Source organism: Vibrio amylolyticus (assembly GCF_023145695.1).
GTDB lineage: Bacteria > Pseudomonadota > Gammaproteobacteria > Enterobacterales > Vibrionaceae > Vibrio > Vibrio amylolyticus.
Genome location: NZ_JAJHVV010000009.1, coordinates 133,876 through 156,056, shown reverse-complemented (window position 1 = coordinate 156,056; position 22,181 = coordinate 133,876). Strand labels below are relative to the sequence as shown.

The window sequence follows — 22,181 nt, the reverse complement described above, 5'->3', positions numbered from 1 at the left end:
TGTAAGTTGCCTTTGAGTTAAAATAAGTAACAAAACCCTCAAGCTAATCGAGGGTATTGGATTAGTTTACCTAACTAAAAGCACTTTCCTAACTTACCACCCTCACTTTGTAGTTTTGTGGCCAAAGCAAAGGGTAAACAGGCAAGGAATGACGATTAGCACGACAGGCAGTGAGAACAATAACCCGTAACCTAATGTTAGAGACATTGGGCCCATGTAAACGTCAGTACCCCCGATTCCATAGGCAAGTGGTAACAACCCAACAACCGTGGTGATTGACGTTAATAGTATTGGTCTAAGTCGGCTGGCGGCGGCTTTAATAACAGCATCCATCACCTCTAAACCTTCAGCTCTAAGCTCGTTAATTCGATTTATCAATACCAAGGAATTATTGACTACTACCCCTGTCATACCAAGTACGCCAATTAGTGCGAACAATGACAATGGCTGCATGTGAACGAACAGTGACATCAACGCTGCGACCACTGCAAACGGGATTACCGCCATGATGAGCAGTGGCTGTAATAAAGAGCTAAACATAATCGCGAGCACAAAATAGATACCGACCATAGCCGCGGGGAAAGCAACAAGAAAGCCAGACATAGTGTCACTGGTGTTCTCGGCTTCACCACCAATATCTAGTTGCACACTTTTTCCAACCTGCTGTGCTAATGCATCTGAAAGTTGCTGGCTTAGCTCACCTGACCCTAAATCTTCGTCAACTATTTGAGCACTCACTAAAACCTGACGATCACCGTTGTAGTGTAAGAGTTCACGTGGAGCCTGTACCTCTTGAACTTTTGCAAGACGGTTCAGTGGTACTTTTACTCCATTTGGTGTTGTGATTTTCGTCGTTTTCAGGCGTTCAATATTGCGATATTCCTCATCTAATAAAACTCGTAAATTCACTTCTTGATCGCCAATCCAAGTTGAAGAGACACTCTCACCATCGAAAGCGATTCGCAGCGTTGTCGCAAGGTCTTGAACCGTTAAATTGTAACGAGCTAGCCATTCATATTGTGGCAAGATTTGCAGTTGTGGATCAGTAAGCTGTTCGTTATTCGTCACTTTATCTAAGCTTGTTTGCTCTTTCATCCAAGTCATGACGAGACCAACTGCATGATTGCGCTCTATTTCGTTATTGCTGATCACACGAATCTCAATAGGCTCACCCGGAGGGGGACCACCAGCGTCGACCGTAAATTTCACAAAATTAATCGCGGGAATGTCTTTCAATTTCTCGTTTAAACTGTCGGCTATCTGATTGGCGGTTCTATCACGCTGCTCAAAGTTGGTAAGCGTCAGTAAGCCGTTACTTGCCGGGCTGCCATAAGTCATACTGTAGGAAACCAGTTCACTCTCACCAAGCTGCGCAATCGTCTCTTCAAACACTGAATGCGCTTTGCGAACCTGTTTTAGCGATGCCCCCAGTGCAACCTCTGTGTATATTTCAATGTATTTCGCCGTTTCGCTTGGGAAAATATCCAGCTTAAGTGTCGTCAATAGTGCACCACTCCCCGCAAGTGCGAACACAGCGACTATCAGTACAGACTTTTTCCACTCTAAACAACGAGCTAATAGAGACTGATATTGTTTGATCACACCGTTGAAACGGTCTTCTTTTTGTTTCTTCTTCTCCTCTTTCTTTAACGAATTCGCAAGGTGAGCAGGTAACGTAAAGGTACATTCAATTAAAGAGAACAGAAGCGCTGCGATAACCGTAATTGGAATCACCATGATTGCCTTCCCCATTGTTCCAGGAATAAAGAACATTGGGATGAACACAAGTGCCGTGGTGGTTAAGCTCGCAATAATAGGTCGAATAACATTCTGTACCCCCGATTTTGCAGCGTCTAACGGCGTTTTTCCGTTTTCACGCTCTTGGTAAATACTCTCGGCGACAATGACCGAATCATCGACAATAATACCGATCACCAATAGCATTGCCGCAAGTGTAATGCTGTCTAAATTCATACCAAGCGCAGGCAGGACCGCCATGACGCCCAGTACACAAAATGGGATAGAAACAGCCACCCAAAAAGCGACTGCTCGTTTTAAAATCATGCTTAGTACGATAAGAACCAGAACAAGACCGACACCGCCGTTGGTCGTGACGATAGAGAACTTATCACTCATATCATCCGCAAGGTTCAATGAGATAGGAAAAGAGAATTGGCCGTTAAGGCGCTGGTTTTCTTTTTCAAGCAACGCTTTTACTCTGTCGATGGTTGCGATGATATCAGCGTTAGCACTCTTCGCCACGGTAAACACAACCGCTCTTTCTCCATTCACCATGCCTAACTCTGTCGCTTTTTCAAACGAGTCAGAAACGTACGCCACATCCCCTAAACGAACGGTTTCCCCAGTAGGTAGCACCTTAATGATCGTGTTTGATAACTCTTCAACAGAATGAATTTGAGTGAGCGTTACAATGCGTTGTTCGCTGTTCCAAGACTCGACCACACCGCCAGAGAGTGAAAGATTACGTGTATTGATCGCTGATGTAACATCGGCCAAAGCCAGTTGATAGCGAGATAGTTTGGACGGGTCAACTTCAATCCAAAATTCACGCTCGGTGAAACCAGACATTGAAACCGTGCCAACGCCTGCAACACTGCGAACTTTCTTCTCTAAGTCACGTACGTAATTTTGCAGCTCAGAATTATCAAGCGCTGTTGTTACACCAAACGTCATCACTTCAAACGAAGAGGTGCTTTTCTGCGCCACTAGCGGAGGGTTTGATATGTCTTTAGGTAACCCTTGCACCCTATCAACGGCCTGTTGTATATCTCGGACGGTTTGCTGAATATCGTACCCTTCGTCCAATTCAATATTGATGTAAGATTGACCGTCGAACGATTGAGAGTTGTACTTTGTCAGCCCTTGTACCGACTTCAGTTCTTTTTCAATTCGATTGGTAATGTTCAACTCAATATCCTGCGCCGATGCACCAGGATATTGAGTTGTAATTTCGACTTCAGCAAAGGCAATATCAGGCAGTTCTTGAAGCTTTAGAATACTCATCGAACCAACACCAATCAGCAGTACCATGATGGTGATAATGCGAGCCAAAAAGCTACGTTCTGCGAAGTAAGCAAGAAAGTTATTCATAGTTTATGCCCTATTTATCTGTCGTTGCGTGAATGGACATACCCGGTTTGAAAAGGTGTTGCTCATTGCTGATTTCAACATCAACAAAATAAGCAAACGTTGTAGGGTCTAGTTCGACAGCAATACGGTTAATTTTTGCTTGAATACGCTGTGCTGGCTGAGCCTCTGACCAAACTTGAATCGATTGACCCACGGAAAGGTCTTGAAGATCAAACTCGCTTGCGAGTAAGCGAACGTTCAGTTGATCAATATTAGTGAGTTTGTACAGTAAGTCCCCTTGATTAACCCAAGCGCCATCCTCAACTGAACGCTCTACTACATACCCATTTATCGCCACGTCCACTTGAGTATTAGCAAGATCTAACTGCGCTTTTTCCAACTCTATTTGAGCCAATGACAAGTTCGCTTTTGCAGCTGAGAAGTCAGCTTTTGCTATATCAAGCTCGTTCTGTGACAGACTTTTTTTCGAGCGTAGCTCTTGATAGCGAGCGTAAACCGACTGTTTAATATCCAAATCAGCTTTTACTAAAGCAAGGTTGGCTTTTTGTTTACGCACCTCTAGTTTGAAATCTTGATCTTTAATCGTGGCGAGCTTTTCACCTTGAGTGACTATATCTCCGGTTTGCCAATTAACGTGTTCGATGACACCACTAACTTCAGATACAACATTTAAAGGGGCTTTACTGGTTGTTTTACCAATAAGGTCAACGGCATTGCTATAAGGTGCAAATACCATAGCGCTAATCAGATAGGGTAATAATTGTTTGTTCATTATGGCGTTCTCAATATGTAGTTCCCAAAATGTAATAGGGGTACCCTAAAGTCATGAATGTCGAGTTTTTGTGAAAGTGGGTTTTACTTAGCTAGCCAAACGCGCGCGATTTCACATAATTTCGACATAAAATAGATATGATGATAACCCTATATTTAGACACATAATTTAGTAGCGAGAGAACACGCCATGCTTGAGAACAGTCGAATTCTAGTTGTCGAAGACAATGAAGAGCTACAAGGGATCTTAGCCGACTTCTTAGAAGTAAAAGGCGCAGAGACTGATTTCGCTGACAACGGAGAGCTTGGACTAAAACTGGCCTTAGAAAGTGAATTTGACGCCATCATTCTCGATGTCATGATGCCTAAAAAAGATGGTATGCAGGTTGCGAAGGAACTAAGAGAAAATGGATGTACGACGCCCATCCTTATGCTGACAGCGTTAAATGGTCAGGAAGACCTAATTAATGGCTTCGATAATGGTGTCGATGACTTTGTGAGTAAACCTTTCCAGTTTCCCGAACTAGAAGTTCGTTTGTCTGCCTTGATTAAACGTTTTCGAGGTCAGGTTGCTTCTGCGACTCTATTGTTTGGTTCATTAGAAATTGATGAGAAAACGAAGATTATTAAACGTGAAGGACACAATTTAGCGACCACTCCAGTTATGTACCAAATACTGGTTGAGCTCGTCAAAGCACAAGGTGAGCTTGTAACTCGAGAGGCTCTAATCCATCAACTTTGGGGCGATGATGTTCCAGATAAAGATGTCCTTCGCAGCCATATTTATTTGCTGCGTAACACACTTGATAAGCCGTTTAAAAAAGCGATGCTAAAAACCGTGCCTAAATTTGGCTTTCGTTTGGAGAAGTGATGTTTTTTACAAAGTCGAAAACCGCTGAAAACAATATTGAGAACGTAAAAAAGCGTCTGATCCGTCGGTTTGCCATCATCGCTATTTCAACGTCTTTTGTTGTTTTCTTAACCTTTTCATTAAAACTAGTTAAGGAAGAAGACAACCAAATCGCACTCTATTTAAACTCCTTTCAGGGGTTCGCCCAACAATATTATCAACGGGCTCCCAATAGTAGTATCGCTGTTAGCCCTAATATTACTGCGTATTACGACTCCGCTTTTTTACCCGACAATATCAAATTAGAGATGCCATACGCCAAGGATGAAGTCACAAGAGTTCGTTCTTACTCTGAGGATGGCTTCATGGTTTATCACACTACCTTTTTGTCGAATGGAAACGAGATACCGCTGTATCTCACAATAGACACTAGAACACTCGATTTTGGCGATGATAATTGGGATATATTATTGAGCATATCCACTTTATTGATGCTATTTCTTGTTGGGATATTAAGCGTGTCGACCAAGCGAATGTTTGATGAACTCATGTCACCGGTTGTCGAGTTGAGCCAACAGCTAAGAGACGAGGAGAGATCGAAGTTTACTGTATCAGAAAATACGATTGATGAAATAAAGCAGCTGACCAATCATCTCAATAGCTATACACAAATGAAAGAAAGAGTAGTGAAACAAGAAATGATGTTCGCAAAATACGCGAGCCATGAATTGAAGACGCCAATAGCGATTATTTCAGGCGCGGCAAACTTACAAGCCATGAAAGAAGAAGACGTAGAATTTCAGGCTAAGCAGCGCCATAGAATTATTGATGCGGCTGATAATATGCAATCGACCGTTGAAATTTTGCTTAATATTGTGAAACAAGAAAATGCAGCGACCAGCGATCAAGTATGGGCCGTCAATGAACAAGCTATTCCTATTTCGGAGCTCAGTAAAAAGGCAAAACTCGGTGTTGAAGTCGAGCTCGTTATTGCACCGAATACAACGCTGAGTTTCCCATTGCCAGTACTTAAAATGATTCTGAAAAACATCGTCAACAATTCAATTCGATTTACAGAACAAGGTTCAATTACCATTCACGTTGCCACTGACCATATTTCCGTTCAAGACTCGGGTACAGGGTTGTCTGATAAAAATCAAACCGATCATGGCTTGGGGCTTCTAATCGTAAGACGCTTATGTAATGTACATGGTTGGTCCTTCGAGTTGAAAGACAATATAAATACCAACGGGTGCATTGCGAGTTTGATTAAGAAAAGCAGATAGCTAAACCTCATGGTGCCCATACTCAGTTCTGAAATGTTCTAAAGCATTTCAGGGCACGCAACCTAACCATTCACACGAATAAACGCCTCACCTTCCCTATATACATTTTTTCCACAGTCCCTAATTTATAATTCCACCATCTTAAAGGGGGAATTATGAATAAAACGATCTACATACTTTCTTTCACTGCATTACTTGTATTGGGATTTTTAACAATAAAATTTTATACCGACAATATGTATGGTGAACCAAATTTAACTAACGGCAAAGAGAAGTACACGAATAACTGTGCCGTATGTCATGGAGAACGAGGTCACGGTGACGGAGTTGTAGCAGCAACCTTAAAAGTTAGCCCTGACAACATCTACCAAGAAATAACCAACCCTTTTGGGTTTTCTTATGAATTAATAAACTCCGTATTAGACGGTGATAACGGTCAAGAAGGACTAATGCCAGCGTTTAAAGGGGTGTTAAGTAAAAAAGATGTGAATGATATTTTCGGCCACATTAAGTCAGTAAACTAATTGGGGAAGGCACCATGAGCAAATTAAGTATTGTTGTTATCACACTAAATGAAGAAAAGCGTATTGCTCGTTTAATGGACGACCTAAGCCGCCAATACTTCCGTGATTTCGAAGTTATCCTCGTCGATTCAAACAGTGACGATGCCACCTGCGACGTAGCTCAAACGTTTGAATCGAGACTACCGAATTTGATCGTTCACAAAATGAAGGATCGAGGCGTTAGCTTAGGCCGTAATAAAGGGGCCTCACTGGCAAATAATAAACGCCTATTATTCTTAGATGCCGATGTCAGGCTTAGAGCTAATTTTCTAAGTGACACTTTGACCCAATTAGAAAATAAAAAGCTAGAAGTTGCTGGTGTATATATGGGTTCTCAAGCACTTCCCTTGGTCCATAAGTTGGGCTATATGCTGTTTAACATCGGCCTATTCACCACACAGTTTTTTTACCCTACCGCTGTTGGCGCCTGCATTTTTTCCACCCAGCGAGCACACAAAGAGCTGAATGGTTTTGATGAAGAAATAGTGCTGTGCGAAGACTGTGATTACGTTAAAAGAGCAAGTAAAACGTGGCGCTTTCGTTTCCTAAATTCGACCTTTGGTTTTGACCCAAGACGATTAGATCAAGATGGCATTGTGACAACAGGTCTCACCTATTTAAAAGCCAACCTTCGCCGTTTCTTCTTAGGAGAAATGAAAAAGAATGAGATGGAATACAAATTTGGCCACTATAACGAACAGTAATAGAGCTAACGAACATTAATATAGCTTACGAACAATAGTAGCGCCTGCTATTAACACATCATTTTTTATTTAACACGGTCAAATAGCAAACAAGTAAAAGACTATTTCTGTGGAAAGTTATTTATAAAAACGAATATATAGGAATTAATTTAGATGACTTTTGATGCATCGAGCTTAGGCGCGATAAGCCTATTTATGGGCGCTATGTTGGATGCACTGATTGGTCCAAACCTTTTCGTTCCTGGTGAGCCATTTTTGATTGCTGCTGGCTATCAATTACACCAAGGAACATGGCTCGGCGTCATTCTTGTATTAACTGGAGCTTGGATTGGTGATCAGACTAGCTATTGGATAGGAAGAACGATCGGAAAAGATGCTCAACGGAAGTTAACTCGGTGGCAACCGAAATCTCGGAAACCCTTTGCTAGAGCTCGATTATTAATGCTTAAAAAAGAGCGTTCCGTCTTAATATTTTCACGCCTTCTAGGGCCTGTCGCTTGGGTTGTACCGTTTTTGGCAGGAGTAAACCGAATACCTTATCGTCGCTTTACTCTTCTATCTAGCATTGGGCTTATTCTCGGCGTAGGGCAGTTTATCATTTGGGGCTACTTACTGAGTTACGGTGTTGAATCCATCCCTTTTATTAGTGACATTCTCCTGTTTGCTAACGAGCACTTGTATAGTCTATTAGTCATTTCTTCGACGCTTATATTTGTCATCATCGGCCTTTATAAAAAGTGGCGTTGGTTGAGCTTAAAAGCCGGCCTTCTCTTTACCATTGCCGCACTACTCGCAAACTACAGTCATTTTTTCTTACGTGCTGATGATCTTGTTGCTGAACTTGATCTTACTTCGCCTCAAACCTCAATTTCTTCGGTACAGGGGCTTTCACTCAAAGCATTCCCCGGTCGTTCTGCCGTTTATGATGCTCAGGCGATCAACGTGATATACATTGGCGAAACGCCTCGTCCCACCATGCTAAATTTAGGTTGGATAGAAAATAAAACCTTTTCACGAAATAATATTGAATGGAACGATTACCTGAATCTATTACGCAGTAAAACACCACCTGTATCGGATCTTTTTTGGAATGGGAAGCCACAAAACATGGCCTTTCAGTTACCCGGCGATTTGATGAAACGCAGCCATATTAGGTGGTGGAGTGTCGGTACGTGGCAAGGTGACGGAAATGTCCCGTCAGCTGGAAAGAAGGTATGGGTCGGTGCACTGAGTTATGACAATGGCCTCCAGCTAACGCCATATTCAGGGATTGTCACTGTTTTACATAGCATTGAGCCCAACGTTGATTACGAACGCGATCTCTTCGCTCAACAGATACAACAACTGCCAGATCATTCAATTCGTTTTAAGCTCGCCACCCCACCAATAAAGCATGATGAGGAGCATGATTACTTCACAGATGGTCATATACTTGTGATCGAACGAGACTTAAATACCGATACTTATCAGACTAACCCTACTTAACAAGTAAAGTCTGGTTAGGATCATCAATCTAACGTTTGTTAGGTAAGACGTTCAAACCGTATTTCAGCTCTGCATCCACGTTGTTCTCTATTGGCTAGATTAAATTGCCAACCGTAACGCTGACAAAAATCGTCCACGATGAGTAAACCTAGCCCGTGTCCGTCACGGTTAGGCGTTTCAATCATCCCCTCTCCTTCATCTTCCACCAACAATATTGAATCAGATAACGTGACGGTGACAGAACCGTTATTCGTCGCTGCAATGGCATTGCGAACCAAATTACCCAAAATCATATTAACCACGGCGCTAGAGGCTTTTATCATCGGCTCTGAATCAACAACTAACTTAAGCTCCAAATTTTTACTCGACGCTTGAACTGAATTTTGCTCAATGACCATTTTAAGTTCTCGCTCAGTTAAAGATCGTGTATCCGTCTCATCCTGATCCTTTTCATACCGAACTAAACTTAATAGGGCGTCAATCATTGTCCCCATCTGGTAGCTAGCACTGCCTATTCGTTCAATCTGCTTATGTTGAAAATCACTTGGTTGGCTTTTTGTTAGCAGCCCATTAGCGCCTCTAATAATCGTTAAAGGCGTTCTGAGCTCGTGGCTTGCATAGCGTGAAAAGGCTTGTTCTCGTTTAATCAAAGAATGAATATCAGTGCGGTACTTGTTAAGTCTATTCGTTAATGTTTGGAATTCAATGGCTGCGTTCCCGCCAATTTCAAACGGTTGCTGAGCATCAACAGAAAGCTCATCCAATTGATTCGCAAGGCTATTAACCGGCTCTATCAAACGTTGAGAAAGACGATACAGTAACGCGCCAAACATAAACATAAGTGCAGCAACGAAACCAATAACAATGCTGGTTGAATAAATCAGTTCATCAAGCCCAAACTCCACTCTGTCGATCTGTGTTAACAAAACAACCGGAATTTTTTTACCTTCAACCCAGTAATGCCCAATAAAAAGCATCTGTGATAGGGGGTCTAACGTGTCACCAATTTCCCCAACAAAACTCTTTTTTCCTTTAGCGAACTCTCGATAAGGCTCCGGAAGCAAACTTAAGTCGTTATATGCTGTAGTAAGCGAGTCAATGCGTAGTTCACCGCTCTCCCCTGCAATGTAGCGTTGAACAGCTTCATCACGGTCAATCAAAATACGTCGCTCACCGACTCTGTCTTCTGACCACTGAAGTGCAGCAATAAAAACGAGGAACGTAACAACACCCACAACGATGGAAACAAAGGTAAAAAAAAGCGCTAATCGGCTCGTCAGTGACTTGGTATTGGTAAAAAATCGATCGACCATTACAGCTCCTCTAGGCGAAAGCCTATTTTGGGTACGGTAATGAGCATTGGCGTTGGAAAAGGCTTATCAAGCTGGTTACGCAATTGGTAAATATGGCTTCTTAATACATCGTTATTTGGCTCATTTTCTTGCCATAGCTTCTCTGCTATTTCTTCACGGCTTACCACGTCGGGAGCCTTATTACACAGTAATTCCAGAATGGTATAAGTCGTGGGATTTAGCGCTAGTGGCTTATCTTGTCGGTACGCTTGCCTCTTCTTTTGATCAATTCTTATTTGGCCGAATTGTACGGTAGCACTGGCGACTTCTCCCTTATAACGCCTCACTAAGGCCTTCATTCTGGCTTCTAGAATTTCAAGATCAAATGGCTTAGTCAAGTAGTCATCCGCACCATGCTGAAAGCCATTCAGCATATCTTCCCTGTTATCTAATGCGGTGAGCATTAACACTGGCGTATTATTACCCGCTTCTCTCAGCTTATTACAAACCGTTAATCCGTCCATTCTTGGTAGCATCAGATCAAGTAATATCACGTCAAAGCGACCTTCCAATGCCAGTTGTAATCCAAGCTCACCGTTGTCCGCATAATCAAGTTCCATTCCAAGATACTCAAAATAATCAAACAAAATACCCGCCACCTCGCGGTTATCTTCCACCAGTAGAATTTTTTTCATGGTTATTTTGCCCTATCGTTCGTCGTCACTATGAATACCCAAATTACCTTGAGTCTGAATACGTTTTGAAGCGGTACTCTCTATATAACGGATAAGCATCCAGATCGGATGTGAAAAAAATGTGGATGACATAGTTTTCACATGTCTATTGATATAACACTCATACATTGCCAGAGCCGATTTGATAGACGCTACTGGCTCCCTTAACCCAAACAAGGCAAATCGTATGAGCCCGATATCACTCGTTACTCACCAGCCGAAACCACCCGTTACCGTGTCTATCATTGTACCTTATTATAATGAACGAGAAGTATTAGGTGAATTCCACGCTCGTTTAAATAAGGTCTTAGACTCGATAGAAGAGTCTTGCGAAATCGTTTATATCGACGATGGCAGTACCGACGACAGTAATTGCCTCGTTGATACACTACCGATTACTTCTAGCAACGTTGTGAACATCTGTTTAAGCCGAAACTTTGGAAAGGAGTACGCAGTAACTGCGGGGCTCGAGCACAGTAAAGGCCTCGCGGTTATCTTGCTTGATGCAGACTTGCAAGACCCACCTGAATTGATTCCAAGTATGCTAAAAGAGTGGCGTAAGGGGTTCGACGTTGTCAACATGCAGCGTAGAAATCGATACGGTGAAAGTTGGTTTAAACAATTCTCAGCGTCGACATTTTATAGGCTATTAAATCTGTTAGTTAAGAGTGACATTCCCGAAAACGTTGGTGACTTTCGTCTATTAAGCCGTGAAGTCGTCGATCATATTTGTAGCCTGACCGAATCCAGTCGTTATATGAAAGGCATCTTCGCATGGCCGGGATATCGTCAAACAACCCTACCGTTTGATCGTGATGCACGCTATTGCGGCGAGACAAAGTGGAACTACCTCAAGCTGCTTGGTTTGGCCGTCGACGGTATCACCTCCTTCTCTATTCGCCCACTTCGCTTAGCGACTATCGTCGGTGGGCTTATTGCATTCGCTGCCTTTGTATTCGGTTTAATCATTATTTCAAAAACCTTGCTGTTTGGTGAGTTGGTGTCCGGCTACCCATCCATGATGGTCGTTCAATTGGCTCTGGGGGGGATTCAACTATTAAGTATTGGCGTATTAGGTGAATACATCGGTCGAATATTCATTGAAGTTAAAAACCGACCGCTTTATCTCATTCAATCTGTGGTCGAACGATCTGGACAAAACAAGACCCGTTCGATGGAGAAAAGAGCATGAGGCTTAATCACGTCTACCTATGGGCCATATTAATCTCGGTTCTTCTAATTCGCTTACTCTCCCTCGGTGCCTACCCATTAATGGATACCACCGAAGCGCGTTACGGAGAAATGGCAAGACTAATGGTCGAAACAGGCAATTGGCTTACTCCACAGTTTGATTACGGTGTTCCCTTTTGGGGCAAGCCTCCCCTATTTACTTGGATAAGCGCCACGGGTATTGAGCTGTTTGGTTTAAATGAATTCGCAGTTCGTGCTCCACACTGGTTCGCGGGTCTCGTAGTGGTTGGTTTAATGGCTTTTCTCGCGAGAAAGTCTGGATACAGTGCACTCGTCACAGCCTTGGTTATTTCAACATGCGCTGTATTTGCCGTTTCTGCTGGCGCAGTAATGACCGATATGGCACTGACCTTGGGTATGACCATTGCGATGCTTGGTGTCTACTTCTGCTGGCGTGGTAACAAAGCATGGGGTTATGTCGGCTTTATTGGCCTAGCCATTGGCTTGCTCGCTAAAGGGCCTTTGATCCTCGTGCTAGTCGGACTAGCAGTTGTTCCTTGGCTCATGTTTCAGCATGGTTTTTTGGGCGCATTGAAAGCGCTTTGGTCTCGCTTTCCTATCATTACCGGCTCACTACTTATGCTTGTTATCTCTGCTCCTTGGTATCTGTTAGCAGAGCAAGCGACACCAGGTTTCTTAAACTATTTTCTTGTTGGCGAGCACTTTAATCGTTTTGTCGTCAGCGGTTGGGAAGGCGATCTGTACGGCAGCGCTCACGATGAACCAAGAGGCATGATTTGGCTATTTTTCCTCAATGCAGCTCTTCCTTGGTCAATCGTCTTACCTATTCTTGTGTGGAAAAAAAGACATCAAATCAAATCTCTTTCGACGGAAAGCCATGGGCTGCTGAGTTTTCTCACGTTGTGGATGTCATCTCCGTTGCTGCTTTTCACATTATCGGGAAACATATTACCTGCGTATGTCCTACCTGGCATTCCCGCGTTGGGTTTATTAATCACCATGTTGGCGAAAGGTACTGACCATCACAAAAAATGGTTTCGACTCTCTGCTGCGGCTATGCCGTTGATATTGATTGCTGCCGTTGCTTATATCCATCTATTTGTTGCCGATAAACGCAGCGACAAAGGTATTTTCACTCACGCCGATCACACACTACCCACATTCTATTTGGGCAAGCGTCCTTTTTCTGGGCAATTTTACAGCCAAGGCCAAGCAAAGCCTCTGAAAGATGGCCACGAGCTCAAGACTGACGCTCCATTTCAATTAGTTGGAGAGAAATCGGCTATTGAAGCTCTTGTCGAAGAGAAGCAACTTACCTGCGTCGTCAATTATACCGCGCAAAGCAAACGAACCTTATATACGTGCAAAGCAAAATGAACCAGCACAGAGCATTGTTCAAATTTGCATTGGTAGGCAGCATCGGCTTTATTGCCGATGCTTCACTCTTTTCAACGGCGCTTTACGTGTGCGATCTCGATGTCCTTTTATCTCGCGTAATCGCCTTTTTCGGCGCTGCTTGTGTTACTTGGCTGGGTAACCGTTGGTATACCTTTGCTCATTCAGGCAACGTGTCTAAATTTCATCAATGGGCTAAGTTCATGATCTCTGCTTCAATCTCAGCCATTCCTAACTTCATTGCATTTAAATTGGTCATATCGACGCTAGGTGAAAACACGATGACTGTTTACATCGCATTAGCTTTTGGCGTGCTTGTAGGGATGCTGAGCAACTTTATTCTTAGCTCTCGATGGGTCTTTCGATCCAAACTGACCTCTTAGGAATGGGTTAATAAAAAGGTTCGATTCGCCTTCTCACAAAGATTAATTCACAATCTCATTTCAAATAGACATTTCTTCGACATCGAACCTCGTAAAGTCTGAGCTCTAATCAATCAGAGATGTTAATCATGAATAAAACCATTCTTTCGCTTTCCATTCTAACTTGTTTTGTGAGTTCTTCTTCCGTTGCTGAGCTAGCACCAGAGGCCGGATTTGGTGGTGAAATCTCTCTTAATACTGGCTATATGTCTCAATCATCTAACTTCAATACCGATGTCAAAGATCCATTATCTGACCTCAACTCTGAAGGTGAATCCAATGGGGAAATGCTTGTCGCGCCATTGGGACAAATCAACTATACGTTCGGACAACAGTTAGATAAGCAGGTATACATCGGTACTTCCCGTGAAGATATCGCCGTTGGTGATTTCGCTTTTGAAATTGGCTATAAACAAGAATTAGAATCGGGAATGGTGATTGACGCGTCATTTCTTCCAACCGTGGTATCAGGAGAAACATGGAGCGATCCATACGCGATTAATTCCTCACGCGAAGTCACTGATGAAACAGGTAACGCATACCGATTAAAGCTTGAATCGATTGCTGGTAGCGATTTCACACTGGACATGGCCTACGCCAACATTGATGTTAAAGATGAAACATCAGGCTCCGAATTGAGTGCATCAGAACAAGATAAGCTTCAACGTGATGGCAGTGTTATCTTCGTTAAGGGCGAATATACATACATGCTCAATCAGACGTCAGGTCTTATTCCATCATTAAGCTACAAGGTACGTTCTGCTGATGGCGAAGCGATGGCTTACAATGCCTACGGAACAGACATTACCTACTTTAAAGTATTAGACCGTCATCAATTTGCACTAACGGCTGGCTACGAAACTCGCAGCTATGATGGAACAAACCCTATGTTTAACGAGACTCGCAGCGATAACGAAATGAGCCTGTTCGCCGCGTATGAGTATGACCAATTAATGGGTTGGGAAGACGTTTCGTTTATTTCGTTCGCAGGTTATGGCAGCAGTTCGTCAAATATTGATTTCTACAATGAGTCTGAATACCTGTTTTCAGCGGGTGTGAATTATAAGTTTTAATTCCAACAGTGGGCCTGAGTTCGTTTCAGGACAAGACATTCACATAAAAAAAGCCAGCCATAGGGGGCGGCTGGCTTATTCCTACTATGGAAGGTTATTGCTGAACACTTTCCACACGGCTACTACGGCCTGAGTGGGTAACACTTCGAGTTTTTACATTCGCCGTATGACTAACGTCAACTGACCCATAGTATGGAATCCAAGTTTTCCCCTCATCGAGAGAGTACTGATTCTGTAATCCTGGGAATCGTGTATTAATCGTAAGTTTACCCGATTCAATCACGGCACCAGGAAGCGGTATACGGTAGTTAACGCCCACTTCTTCGCCAATTTGATTATAAGTATCAACGGGCTGGATATATTCCAGTTTTGCTAAAGCATGCTTGCCCAGTGTATTTGAGAACACATCCCACGCACGATCCATCGCTGTTTTGCCATTTACATCAGGTTGATCCTCTACAGGCATATCGGTCACCCAAGCACGCTCCGCAACACCAAGTAATTTTGGAAACACTAAGTATTCCATGATCTCTGGAGACTTCGCATTTTCTGCAAATAACTGCCCCTGCAATCCAGATACATTGCTCTTGCCTTCTTCAGACAAGTGCACCCATACTGGATTCCAAGGAACCGCATTGCCTAGCTTATCGGTTTTGCCATTCGCGTAAATATTGAAAGGGCGGTATTCAAAGGTTTTCTTAGTGTCAGTGTAACCCGCCCAGTGATAACCAATTTCGTCTGGGTGTTTATTATAGGCGAGGTCAAAATACAAATTTGTCGCATGGGACAGAACCACTTTATAGCCTTGGTTTGCAAACACGTATGACTGGTGTTCATTTCCCCACCCCCATACGTTGTTCCAAAATATTGGGAAGATTTCGCCATAATCCGCATTGCCTGTTCCGTTATGTGTGAGTACGTCACCCCAACTCGCCATTTGGAAACCATTTTGTCGAATGATATTCGCCCACTTCACGAAAAAGTAATCAAATAGTTCTGCGTCTGTTTTTCCTGCTGTCTCTGGGTTAGCTTGGATGGCTGGGGATTTTGCCCACCACTCATTAGGCCCTAAGTGAGGTAACTCATCACCACCACCATGAAGACGCGTCACTTCCGCATCCGGAACCGCATCGTACATAGCTTTGGTTTCACTGATCACCTTGTTTAGGAACTCATACGTTCCAGGTAATGACGGGTTAACCAGATTATCCGTATAGAACTGAGGTGTGTAGAACTGTGATTCATCCTGTGGATCGATTAATCGATATCGATTTGCTTCAACAAGATCGCTGTCTTTGTACTTGTTGTAACGGTACTCCATCGCCTTGATCGCTGCACGCGCGTGAGCAGGAAAATCGTATTCCAAAATAACATCTATGTGACGGTCTGCTGCGTATTTAAGGATCTCCTTAAAATCTTCAACCGTATAGTACCCCCAGCCTTTTCCTAGGTAATTCTGTTGTGCAATTTCAAAGCCTTGGAATTCAGGCACGACACCGTTGTTCGCTTCGACAACATTACTTGGTTTGCCTTCAATACCATCACCCGACTGAAACTCATTACTCGACCCCATAAACGTATGCAACATGGTCGTTTCTTCCGTGTCGAAACCTCGTTTAGAGCCGAACTCCGTCAGCTCTGGAATTCCAGGGATCTCGATACGCCAGCCTTCATCGTTAGCAATATTGATTTCAAATTTATTGATCTTGTAATAAGCCAACAAATCAATCAGCTTCAATACCGTTTCTTTGCTTTGGAAGTTACGCGCAACATCTAGCATCATTCCGCGATATTCAAAACGAGGAGCATCCAGTGCACTCATTGCAGGTAGAACGGCATGCTGCATTTTGTTTCCAACCACAGACGCTTTATACACATCTTGTGGGATCAACTGCCTTAACGTTTGAATACCATAAAATACGCCACTTGCATCTTTACCTTCTATGACAATGCCATCAAATGGGTCAATCTCAATCCGATACCCTTCGTTATCTGGTGTGCCATCTGAGTCAGTGTCTAAACTCGGGTTCAATTTAAGCGTAATCAAATTAGCCGTATCTGCTTGCCCAGAATTAATCGGGAATTCGCCGACGATGAGATCTTGTAACGCACTTTGCAAATACAACGCTTCTTTATTAAGGCTATCAGGGGCATTAATCGCTCCCATCCAACCAAGCAAAGTTAGAAACGCACCGTCTTTATCTTGAGCCGATTGCAATTGAGGAACAACTCGATTTTCCAGTGCTAGATCCATCGTTGCCGTTGTATTTTCATCAAATCGAAGCAAGGGGGTTTGTACTGGCATAGTGTCATGTATGCTCTGCCTCGTTTGCTTTAGATCCGATGGGTCCATTTTTACATCAACAGAAACGGCTCGTGGCACGTCACCATTAAAAGAAATATGGAAACCTGAAGGCGAGTCATTTTTCAGCATTTGCCAATACTGAGCCGTAATAAAGATCTCGCGTGATTCTCCCGGGTGAATTGGTTCAAACCCAGCAACAGGCTCTAGCACAAAGTAATCGCCACTTTTTGATACGTCGGCATTTTTTAAGACCAGGTTTTGCGCTGCGATTTCTTCACGCGCAAGGTTTCCGTCTTCACTGTCTAATGGTAATACAGATGCGGGCGGACGCACTGAGCTGTAATACAGTGACCATCCACTTTCGCCAAGCGCTTCTGAACCATTATTCGTAATGGTCAAACTGCCAAGGAACTTATTTTCACCTATATTATGATCGATAACTTTCCATAATAAATCCAACTGCTCGGCTTGCGGGTGATAGGTATCAGCAAGCGCCATCGTAGGCATAGCCATACTTGAAGCCAATGCGATCGTTAGAAGTTTTAATGGTAACTTTACCTTGTTCATTCTAAATTCACTCCATGATTAAATCACATGAGCAATTTGCTCATGTGTATACAAATGATTGGGGGTTGTAATCGGGCACAATAGCGAAGGCCCATTCATCAATTGGATGAACCTTGCTATTTGATATCAGCCTTTTTGGCCGATAAATGTTATCTGCGGTTGATCATCCGCTTATATTGGTGTCGACGGCCACGAAGGGTGAGGCCAAGCCGCATAATATTTTCTGGGGGAGCAATACCACTGTATCCACCATCACCGATATGCACGATATCCGCACCAGCGGCTTTCGAAGCCATCGCTACTTTCTCAATATAAGACTCTGTCGCCCCTTCTTGAGAGGTACCAATGGCTAACATGCCTAACATGCCACTTTTGTGTACAGCAGAGATCATCTCTTTTGCCTGGTCTGCACAAACACCAGGGGTGGTGTACGGTGCAGGGAACATCATGATATCCGCACCAGCTTCTGCGAACCCAGGAACGATGTTTAGGTTGTAATCGTTTCCTACGCCTCCTGCGTGCATTTTGCCTGCGACAATAATGATCTCTTTCGAGACGTTACGTACTAAACCAATGGCTTCCATAATGGTTTCTTGAGTTACGCAATTGCCTGGGTTTCCCGTTAACATCACATAATCAAGACCTAGCTCAACCGCTCGCTCAACCGTTTCTTTCGTTACCGTTCGGCCCACATCTACATGGCTGACATCAGCTGGTATTGGCTCTAAGTTGCAGCCCACTAAACGGCCAGTTAACGCTTTCACTTGCTCGATGGTCATGAACTCGTCAGCCACCTCAGACAGTACTTTGACTTTCGGATCCATGACATCCAAACAATTCAGCGTGATCATATCAGCACCGAATGCCGCAGCAATTTCAGGCCCTGACACTAAATCGATTGGCGGGGTAATTGACACTACATTCTCCACCATAATGGTGCGGCCTTCTGAGTTTCTAATGCTGTTTACAATTTGTTCGCGCGAGGCACTTCGAACATCTTCAGCCGTGTAATCAAATATGCGCTTTTTCACGAGTATTACTCCTTTGTAGCTGATAATGAATGGCAACAATTTCTTCCGCTAACTCGCGGCACAACATCGTTGTCATGATATGGTCTTGGATATGCGTCAAGATCAACGTCATAGTGACCTTCCCTGCGCCCTCATCAAACCCAATCAAAGACGTTTGAGATTTGTGTACACTCACTAACGCTTCATCTCCAGATTTAAGAAAAGTTTCCGCCTTCTTAAATTGCCCTTTTCTCGCAACACGCATCGCTTCCATAAAAGAAGAGCGAGCTTCCCCCACCTGACAAAGTAGAGTCATCAAAAACTCTTCTGTGATTTCAGATTCACTATTAATTTCGAACTGCATCTAAGCCACCTCCTGCTACCGTTGTAGTCGCCGATTTCTTCTTTGTTTCCATCGCTTTTTCTTCCGCGAGTAATTGGCGTTCATGAACCTTAAGGAATGGATAGAAAACAATGGCGCTCACTACGATACTGCTTAATACAACTAGAGCTGCGGTTCCTGAATTTGTTGCAATAATGGCTCCGATCGGTGCTGGCATCGTCCACGGTGGAATCGCAATGATTTTAGCTAAGAATCCCGTTTTAAACGCCATCCAAACGATTGCAGTGTTCAGTGTTGGAGCAAGCATCCAGGGAATAAAATAGATTGGATTCATCACGATTGGAGTACCGAAGATTACTGGCTCGTTAATGTTAAAGGTGCCCGGAATAATTGACATTTTACCGATAGTTTTCAGTTGAGTAGCTTTAGAACGCATCATCAATACGACTAGGCCCCACGTACCACCAGCACCGCCTACAAAGATGAAAAAGTCCATCACTGGGTTAATGAAAATAGCAGGAAGTGGTTCACCGGCTGCTAAGGCGTCTTGGTTTAACCCTAAGTTGATCAGCAACATCGGCCCAATAATACCGCCTACAACCGATCCACCATGAATACCACTGAACCACAGCATTTGAACGAGTAATACAGCAAGTAAACACGCGATGAAGCTGTCTGAAGCCAGTACAAGCGGCTGGAAAAGCTCCATAATCGCCGATGGGATTTTCATACCGTACTGATTCAAATATACGTTTACAGACATAACGATGATTGAGATAAATACGATTGGAATTAACAAATCAAATGATGCAGAGATCTTTGGTGGCACCGCCGCAGGCATTTTAATTCGAATATTGTACTTAATAAGCAAACGCTGCATCTCAGGGACAAAAAGACCACAAATGATGGCAGTAAACGCCCCTGTACCACCAAGGAATGCGCCTGGTAACACACCACCAATATCAACGCTAACCATAGGTGCAGCTGCGAGCAAAAAAGCAAACATAGACAACATACCCGTGTTCATTGGGCGTAATTTATAAGCTTCAGCCAGGCTGAACCCGATGCCAAATGATGCATATATCGCAAAGATCCCCATGCTCAATTGGAATGGGGCCATGATATTGTCGAAACCGATGACTTCAATTAAGCCATGCCATGCATCAAAAAAGGCATTCCCCTCAGATGGAGGAAACGCTAATACCAACAACATAGAGCCTACAATTAGAAATGGCATCGTCGAAACAAAACCATCTTTGATGGCATTAACGTGCTTTTGCGCTGAGATTTTACCTGCCACTGGGGCGACAACGTTTTCTACAAAACTTAATACCTTATCGAAAATTGCCATTGTACTAACTCTCCATTGTCGCGTGCGTTTGATACAAACCCAGTGCTTGTTCTAACACCGCTTCTCCATTCAACATGCCATAATCCATCATGTTGATTAGCCCGCAACCTTTGCCCAAGTTGGTCGCACTGGTTTTAAATTCTTCGTATTTAAACTTCACCTGTGGGGCAACTAAACAAACATCACTCCATTGAATACACTCATCAAATTCAGAAATAGAGTGAGCTGAAATTTCACAATCCACCCCTTTTTCTTTCGCAGTACTTTCCATTTTCGCAACAAGCATGCTTGTTGACATGCCAGCAGCACAGCATAAAAATATTTTCATCTATCCTCTCCTTAGGTATGTTCCCAGTCTGAGAACCAAATGTAACCGGTTTCAGTAACCGGTTACATTTATAACTCAGTTACATTCGCAGCGTTTATGAATTAGATTGATATGCAACATTGATCAATAGTTTTTAAGAGGATTAAGGGTAAAATTGAGACACACATCTCTGTTGATAGATTGAATTGTAAGCGATTATCGAAGTATTCCTCTATGGGAAACTGTGCTTTTAACTGGAGGGGAGCATATTACAGTGATGCTATTTCTAAGAAATAACATCACTAGATAGGGAGAGAAACAAATGTGTTAGTTAAGGGTCTAGAGCATGAATATTAGTGTTGTCGAGTAGAATCCCGAGAAACCAAGTAGCCTCTCATTGTTTCTGATTCAAAGTCTATTTCTCCTTGAGCCAATTTCTGAGCCACTTCCATTGCTCGAGCCATGATTGCTTGAATGGGGAGATCAACGGTTGTTAAAGCAGGAGTAACAAAGGCACTGTATGGATCATTATCGATACTGACTACCGATACCTCGTCAGGTACAGAGATACCCTTCTCCGTAAAGGCCTTAATACAACCAACAGCGATATCATCAGAAGCGGCAAGGAGTGCACTACCATACTCCCCACTTTCCAATAAGGTTTTTCCTGCCGCATAACCTTCAATATAACCAAATGAGCAGTGGCAAAGGCGAGATATAATAGTGAGGTTTTGATGTTTATTCTTAGCTAATGTAAACCCTTCGCTTCGAGATATTGACGTAGGTGTCGTCGGCGCAGGGCCAATATAAGTAATATCTCGATGCCCTAACTCAATTAAGTGATCGAAAGCGAGTTCTACTGCATTTTTTTGATCAAATGCAATAGAGTAACCAGCTTCATCAGGCAATATTCGACCCACATTTACCAATGGAATATCTATCGATTTATTTAATGCTATCACTTGCTCAGCAGACAACATTCGGCTGTAAAGAACAATGACATCACACTTTTTCTCAACCAAAGAATGAACGGCCTCTAGCTCGCTTTCCGCTTGATTGTGTCCATCTGCAATAAGTAACTGCTTACCCATTTGGTCTGCACTGACTGATGCTTGCTTAAGTAGGATACCAAAGTAACTGCCCGTATAATCAGACAACACAAGGCCAACGCTGTTTCCACTTCGAGTCGCTAATGCTCGCGCCACAGAGCTAGGTTTATAATTCAACTCTTTCATTACTGAGTTAACTATCTTTTTTGTGCTTTCTTTGACTTGTCCTGTCCCGTTAATCACTCTTGATACAGTGGCTTTCGAAACACCAGCCATACGGGATACATCAGAAATTGTCGTCATTCATGCCTCTTAAGACCATAAAGCTCATTAAAATTAAGATAACAGAAA

The 22,181-nt window shown here is 43.1% G+C and carries 19 protein-coding genes; 9 read left to right on the top strand and 10 right to left on the bottom strand.

Translation table 11 applies throughout. From position 1 onward, the window contains the following. Nucleotides 1–102: 102 nt before the first annotated feature. Complete coding sequence (locus KP803_RS15350) at nt 103–3,111, bottom strand: efflux RND transporter permease subunit (protein WP_248009729.1); 3,009 nt, start codon at nt 3,109–3,111, stop codon at nt 103–105. A gap of 10 nt (nt 3,112–3,121) precedes the next feature. Continuing rightward, nucleotides 3,122–3,883 (bottom strand): efflux RND transporter periplasmic adaptor subunit, encoded by a 762-nt coding sequence (locus KP803_RS15345; RefSeq protein ID WP_248009728.1) that lies wholly within the window; start codon nt 3,881–3,883, stop codon nt 3,122–3,124. Between the two features lie 189 nt (nt 3,884–4,072). Here KP803_RS15345 and KP803_RS15340 point away from each other — a divergent pair, with 189 nt between their 5' ends. The 5 genes from KP803_RS15340 (at nt 4,073) to KP803_RS15320 (ending at nt 8,770) form a co-directional block, all read left to right on the top strand. Beyond that, on the top strand, nt 4,073–4,753 hold the full coding sequence (locus KP803_RS15340) for a response regulator transcription factor (RefSeq protein ID WP_248009727.1): 681 nt from the start codon (nt 4,073–4,075) through the stop codon (nt 4,751–4,753). Then, nucleotides 4,753–6,018: an ATP-binding protein gene (locus tag KP803_RS15335; RefSeq protein ID WP_248009726.1), complete on the top strand. Its 1,266-nt coding sequence runs from the start codon at nt 4,753–4,755 to the stop codon at nt 6,016–6,018. Before KP803_RS15340 ends, KP803_RS15335 begins: the two co-directional genes overlap by 1 nt. A gap of 155 nt (nt 6,019–6,173) precedes the next feature. Then, nucleotides 6,174–6,542 carry a c-type cytochrome gene (locus KP803_RS15330; RefSeq protein ID WP_248009725.1) on the top strand — a complete coding sequence of 123 codons (369 nt, stop codon included), beginning with the start codon at nt 6,174–6,176 and terminating at the stop codon, nt 6,540–6,542. A gap of 14 nt (nt 6,543–6,556) precedes the next feature. Continuing rightward, nucleotides 6,557–7,285: a glycosyltransferase family 2 protein gene (locus KP803_RS15325; protein WP_248009724.1), complete on the top strand. Its 729-nt coding sequence runs from the start codon at nt 6,557–6,559 to the stop codon at nt 7,283–7,285. A 153-nt stretch (nt 7,286–7,438) separates the two neighbouring features. Then, a complete protein-coding gene (locus KP803_RS15320) occupies nt 7,439–8,770 on the top strand; it encodes an LssY C-terminal domain-containing protein (RefSeq protein WP_248009723.1) in 1,332 nt (443 codons plus the stop codon). Nucleotides 8,771–8,808: 38 nt separating this feature from the next. Here the strand turns inward: KP803_RS15320 and KP803_RS15315 are convergent, their stop codons facing one another. Both KP803_RS15315 and KP803_RS15310 read right to left on the bottom strand, forming a co-directional pair. After that, nucleotides 8,809–10,083, bottom strand: coding sequence for a sensor histidine kinase (locus KP803_RS15315; protein WP_248009722.1), 1,275 nt, complete (start codon nt 10,081–10,083; stop codon nt 8,809–8,811). Beyond that, the gene (locus tag KP803_RS15310; protein WP_248009721.1) at nt 10,083–10,757 is read right to left on the bottom strand and encodes a response regulator transcription factor; all 675 of its coding nucleotides are present in this window, start codon (nt 10,755–10,757) and stop codon (nt 10,083–10,085) included. Before KP803_RS15310 ends, KP803_RS15315 begins: the two co-directional genes overlap by 1 nt. A 226-nt stretch (nt 10,758–10,983) precedes the next feature. Here KP803_RS15310 and KP803_RS15305 point away from each other — a divergent pair, with 226 nt between their 5' ends. The 4 genes from KP803_RS15305 to KP803_RS15290 all read left to right on the top strand — a co-directional run bounded on the left by KP803_RS15305 (nt 10,984) and on the right by KP803_RS15290 (nt 14,898). After that, on the top strand, nt 10,984–11,988 hold the full coding sequence (locus KP803_RS15305) for a glycosyltransferase family 2 protein (RefSeq protein ID WP_248009720.1): 1,005 nt from the start codon (nt 10,984–10,986) through the stop codon (nt 11,986–11,988). After that, nucleotides 11,985–13,385, top strand: a complete 1,401-nt coding sequence (locus KP803_RS15300; RefSeq protein ID WP_248009719.1) for an ArnT family glycosyltransferase — start codon at nt 11,985–11,987, stop codon at nt 13,383–13,385. Before KP803_RS15305 ends, KP803_RS15300 begins: the two co-directional genes overlap by 4 nt. Beyond that, nucleotides 13,382–13,786, top strand: a complete 405-nt coding sequence (locus tag KP803_RS15295) for a GtrA family protein (protein ID WP_248009718.1) — start codon at nt 13,382–13,384, stop codon at nt 13,784–13,786. The genes KP803_RS15300 and KP803_RS15295 overlap by 4 nt, the downstream gene beginning before the upstream one ends. A 128-nt stretch (nt 13,787–13,914) precedes the next feature. Further along, the gene (locus tag KP803_RS15290; protein ID WP_427916960.1) at nt 13,915–14,898 is read left to right on the top strand and encodes a DUF2860 domain-containing protein; all 984 of its coding nucleotides are present in this window, start codon (nt 13,915–13,917) and stop codon (nt 14,896–14,898) included. Nucleotides 14,899–14,992: 94 nt separating this feature from the next. On the opposite strand, the gene KP803_RS15285 is transcribed toward KP803_RS15290, so the two are convergent. From KP803_RS15285 to KP803_RS15260, 6 genes are all read right to left on the bottom strand, one after another. Continuing rightward, nucleotides 14,993–17,770 (bottom strand): family 20 glycosylhydrolase, encoded by a 2,778-nt coding sequence (locus tag KP803_RS15285; RefSeq protein WP_248009716.1) that lies wholly within the window; start codon nt 17,768–17,770, stop codon nt 14,993–14,995. Nucleotides 17,771–17,919: 149 nt separating this feature from the next. Then, nucleotides 17,920–18,801 (bottom strand): DUF7916 family protein, encoded by an 882-nt coding sequence (locus tag KP803_RS15280; RefSeq protein ID WP_248009715.1) that lies wholly within the window; start codon nt 18,799–18,801, stop codon nt 17,920–17,922. Next, the gene (locus tag KP803_RS15275; protein WP_248009714.1) at nt 18,782–19,144 is read right to left on the bottom strand and encodes a PTS lactose/cellobiose transporter subunit IIA; all 363 of its coding nucleotides are present in this window, start codon (nt 19,142–19,144) and stop codon (nt 18,782–18,784) included. The genes KP803_RS15280 and KP803_RS15275 overlap by 20 nt, the downstream gene beginning before the upstream one ends. After that, nucleotides 19,128–20,474, bottom strand: coding sequence for a PTS sugar transporter subunit IIC (locus tag KP803_RS15270; RefSeq protein WP_248009713.1), 1,347 nt, complete (start codon nt 20,472–20,474; stop codon nt 19,128–19,130). Before KP803_RS15270 ends, KP803_RS15275 begins: the two co-directional genes overlap by 17 nt. A 4-nt stretch (nt 20,475–20,478) precedes the next feature. Beyond that, nucleotides 20,479–20,802: a PTS sugar transporter subunit IIB gene (locus KP803_RS15265; RefSeq protein ID WP_248009712.1), complete on the bottom strand. Its 324-nt coding sequence runs from the start codon at nt 20,800–20,802 to the stop codon at nt 20,479–20,481. 332 nt (nt 20,803–21,134) lie between these two features. After that, entirely contained in the window at nt 21,135–22,133 is a 999-nt protein-coding gene (locus KP803_RS15260; protein WP_248009711.1) for a LacI family DNA-binding transcriptional regulator, read from the bottom strand. Nucleotides 22,134–22,181: the final 48 nt, after the last annotated feature.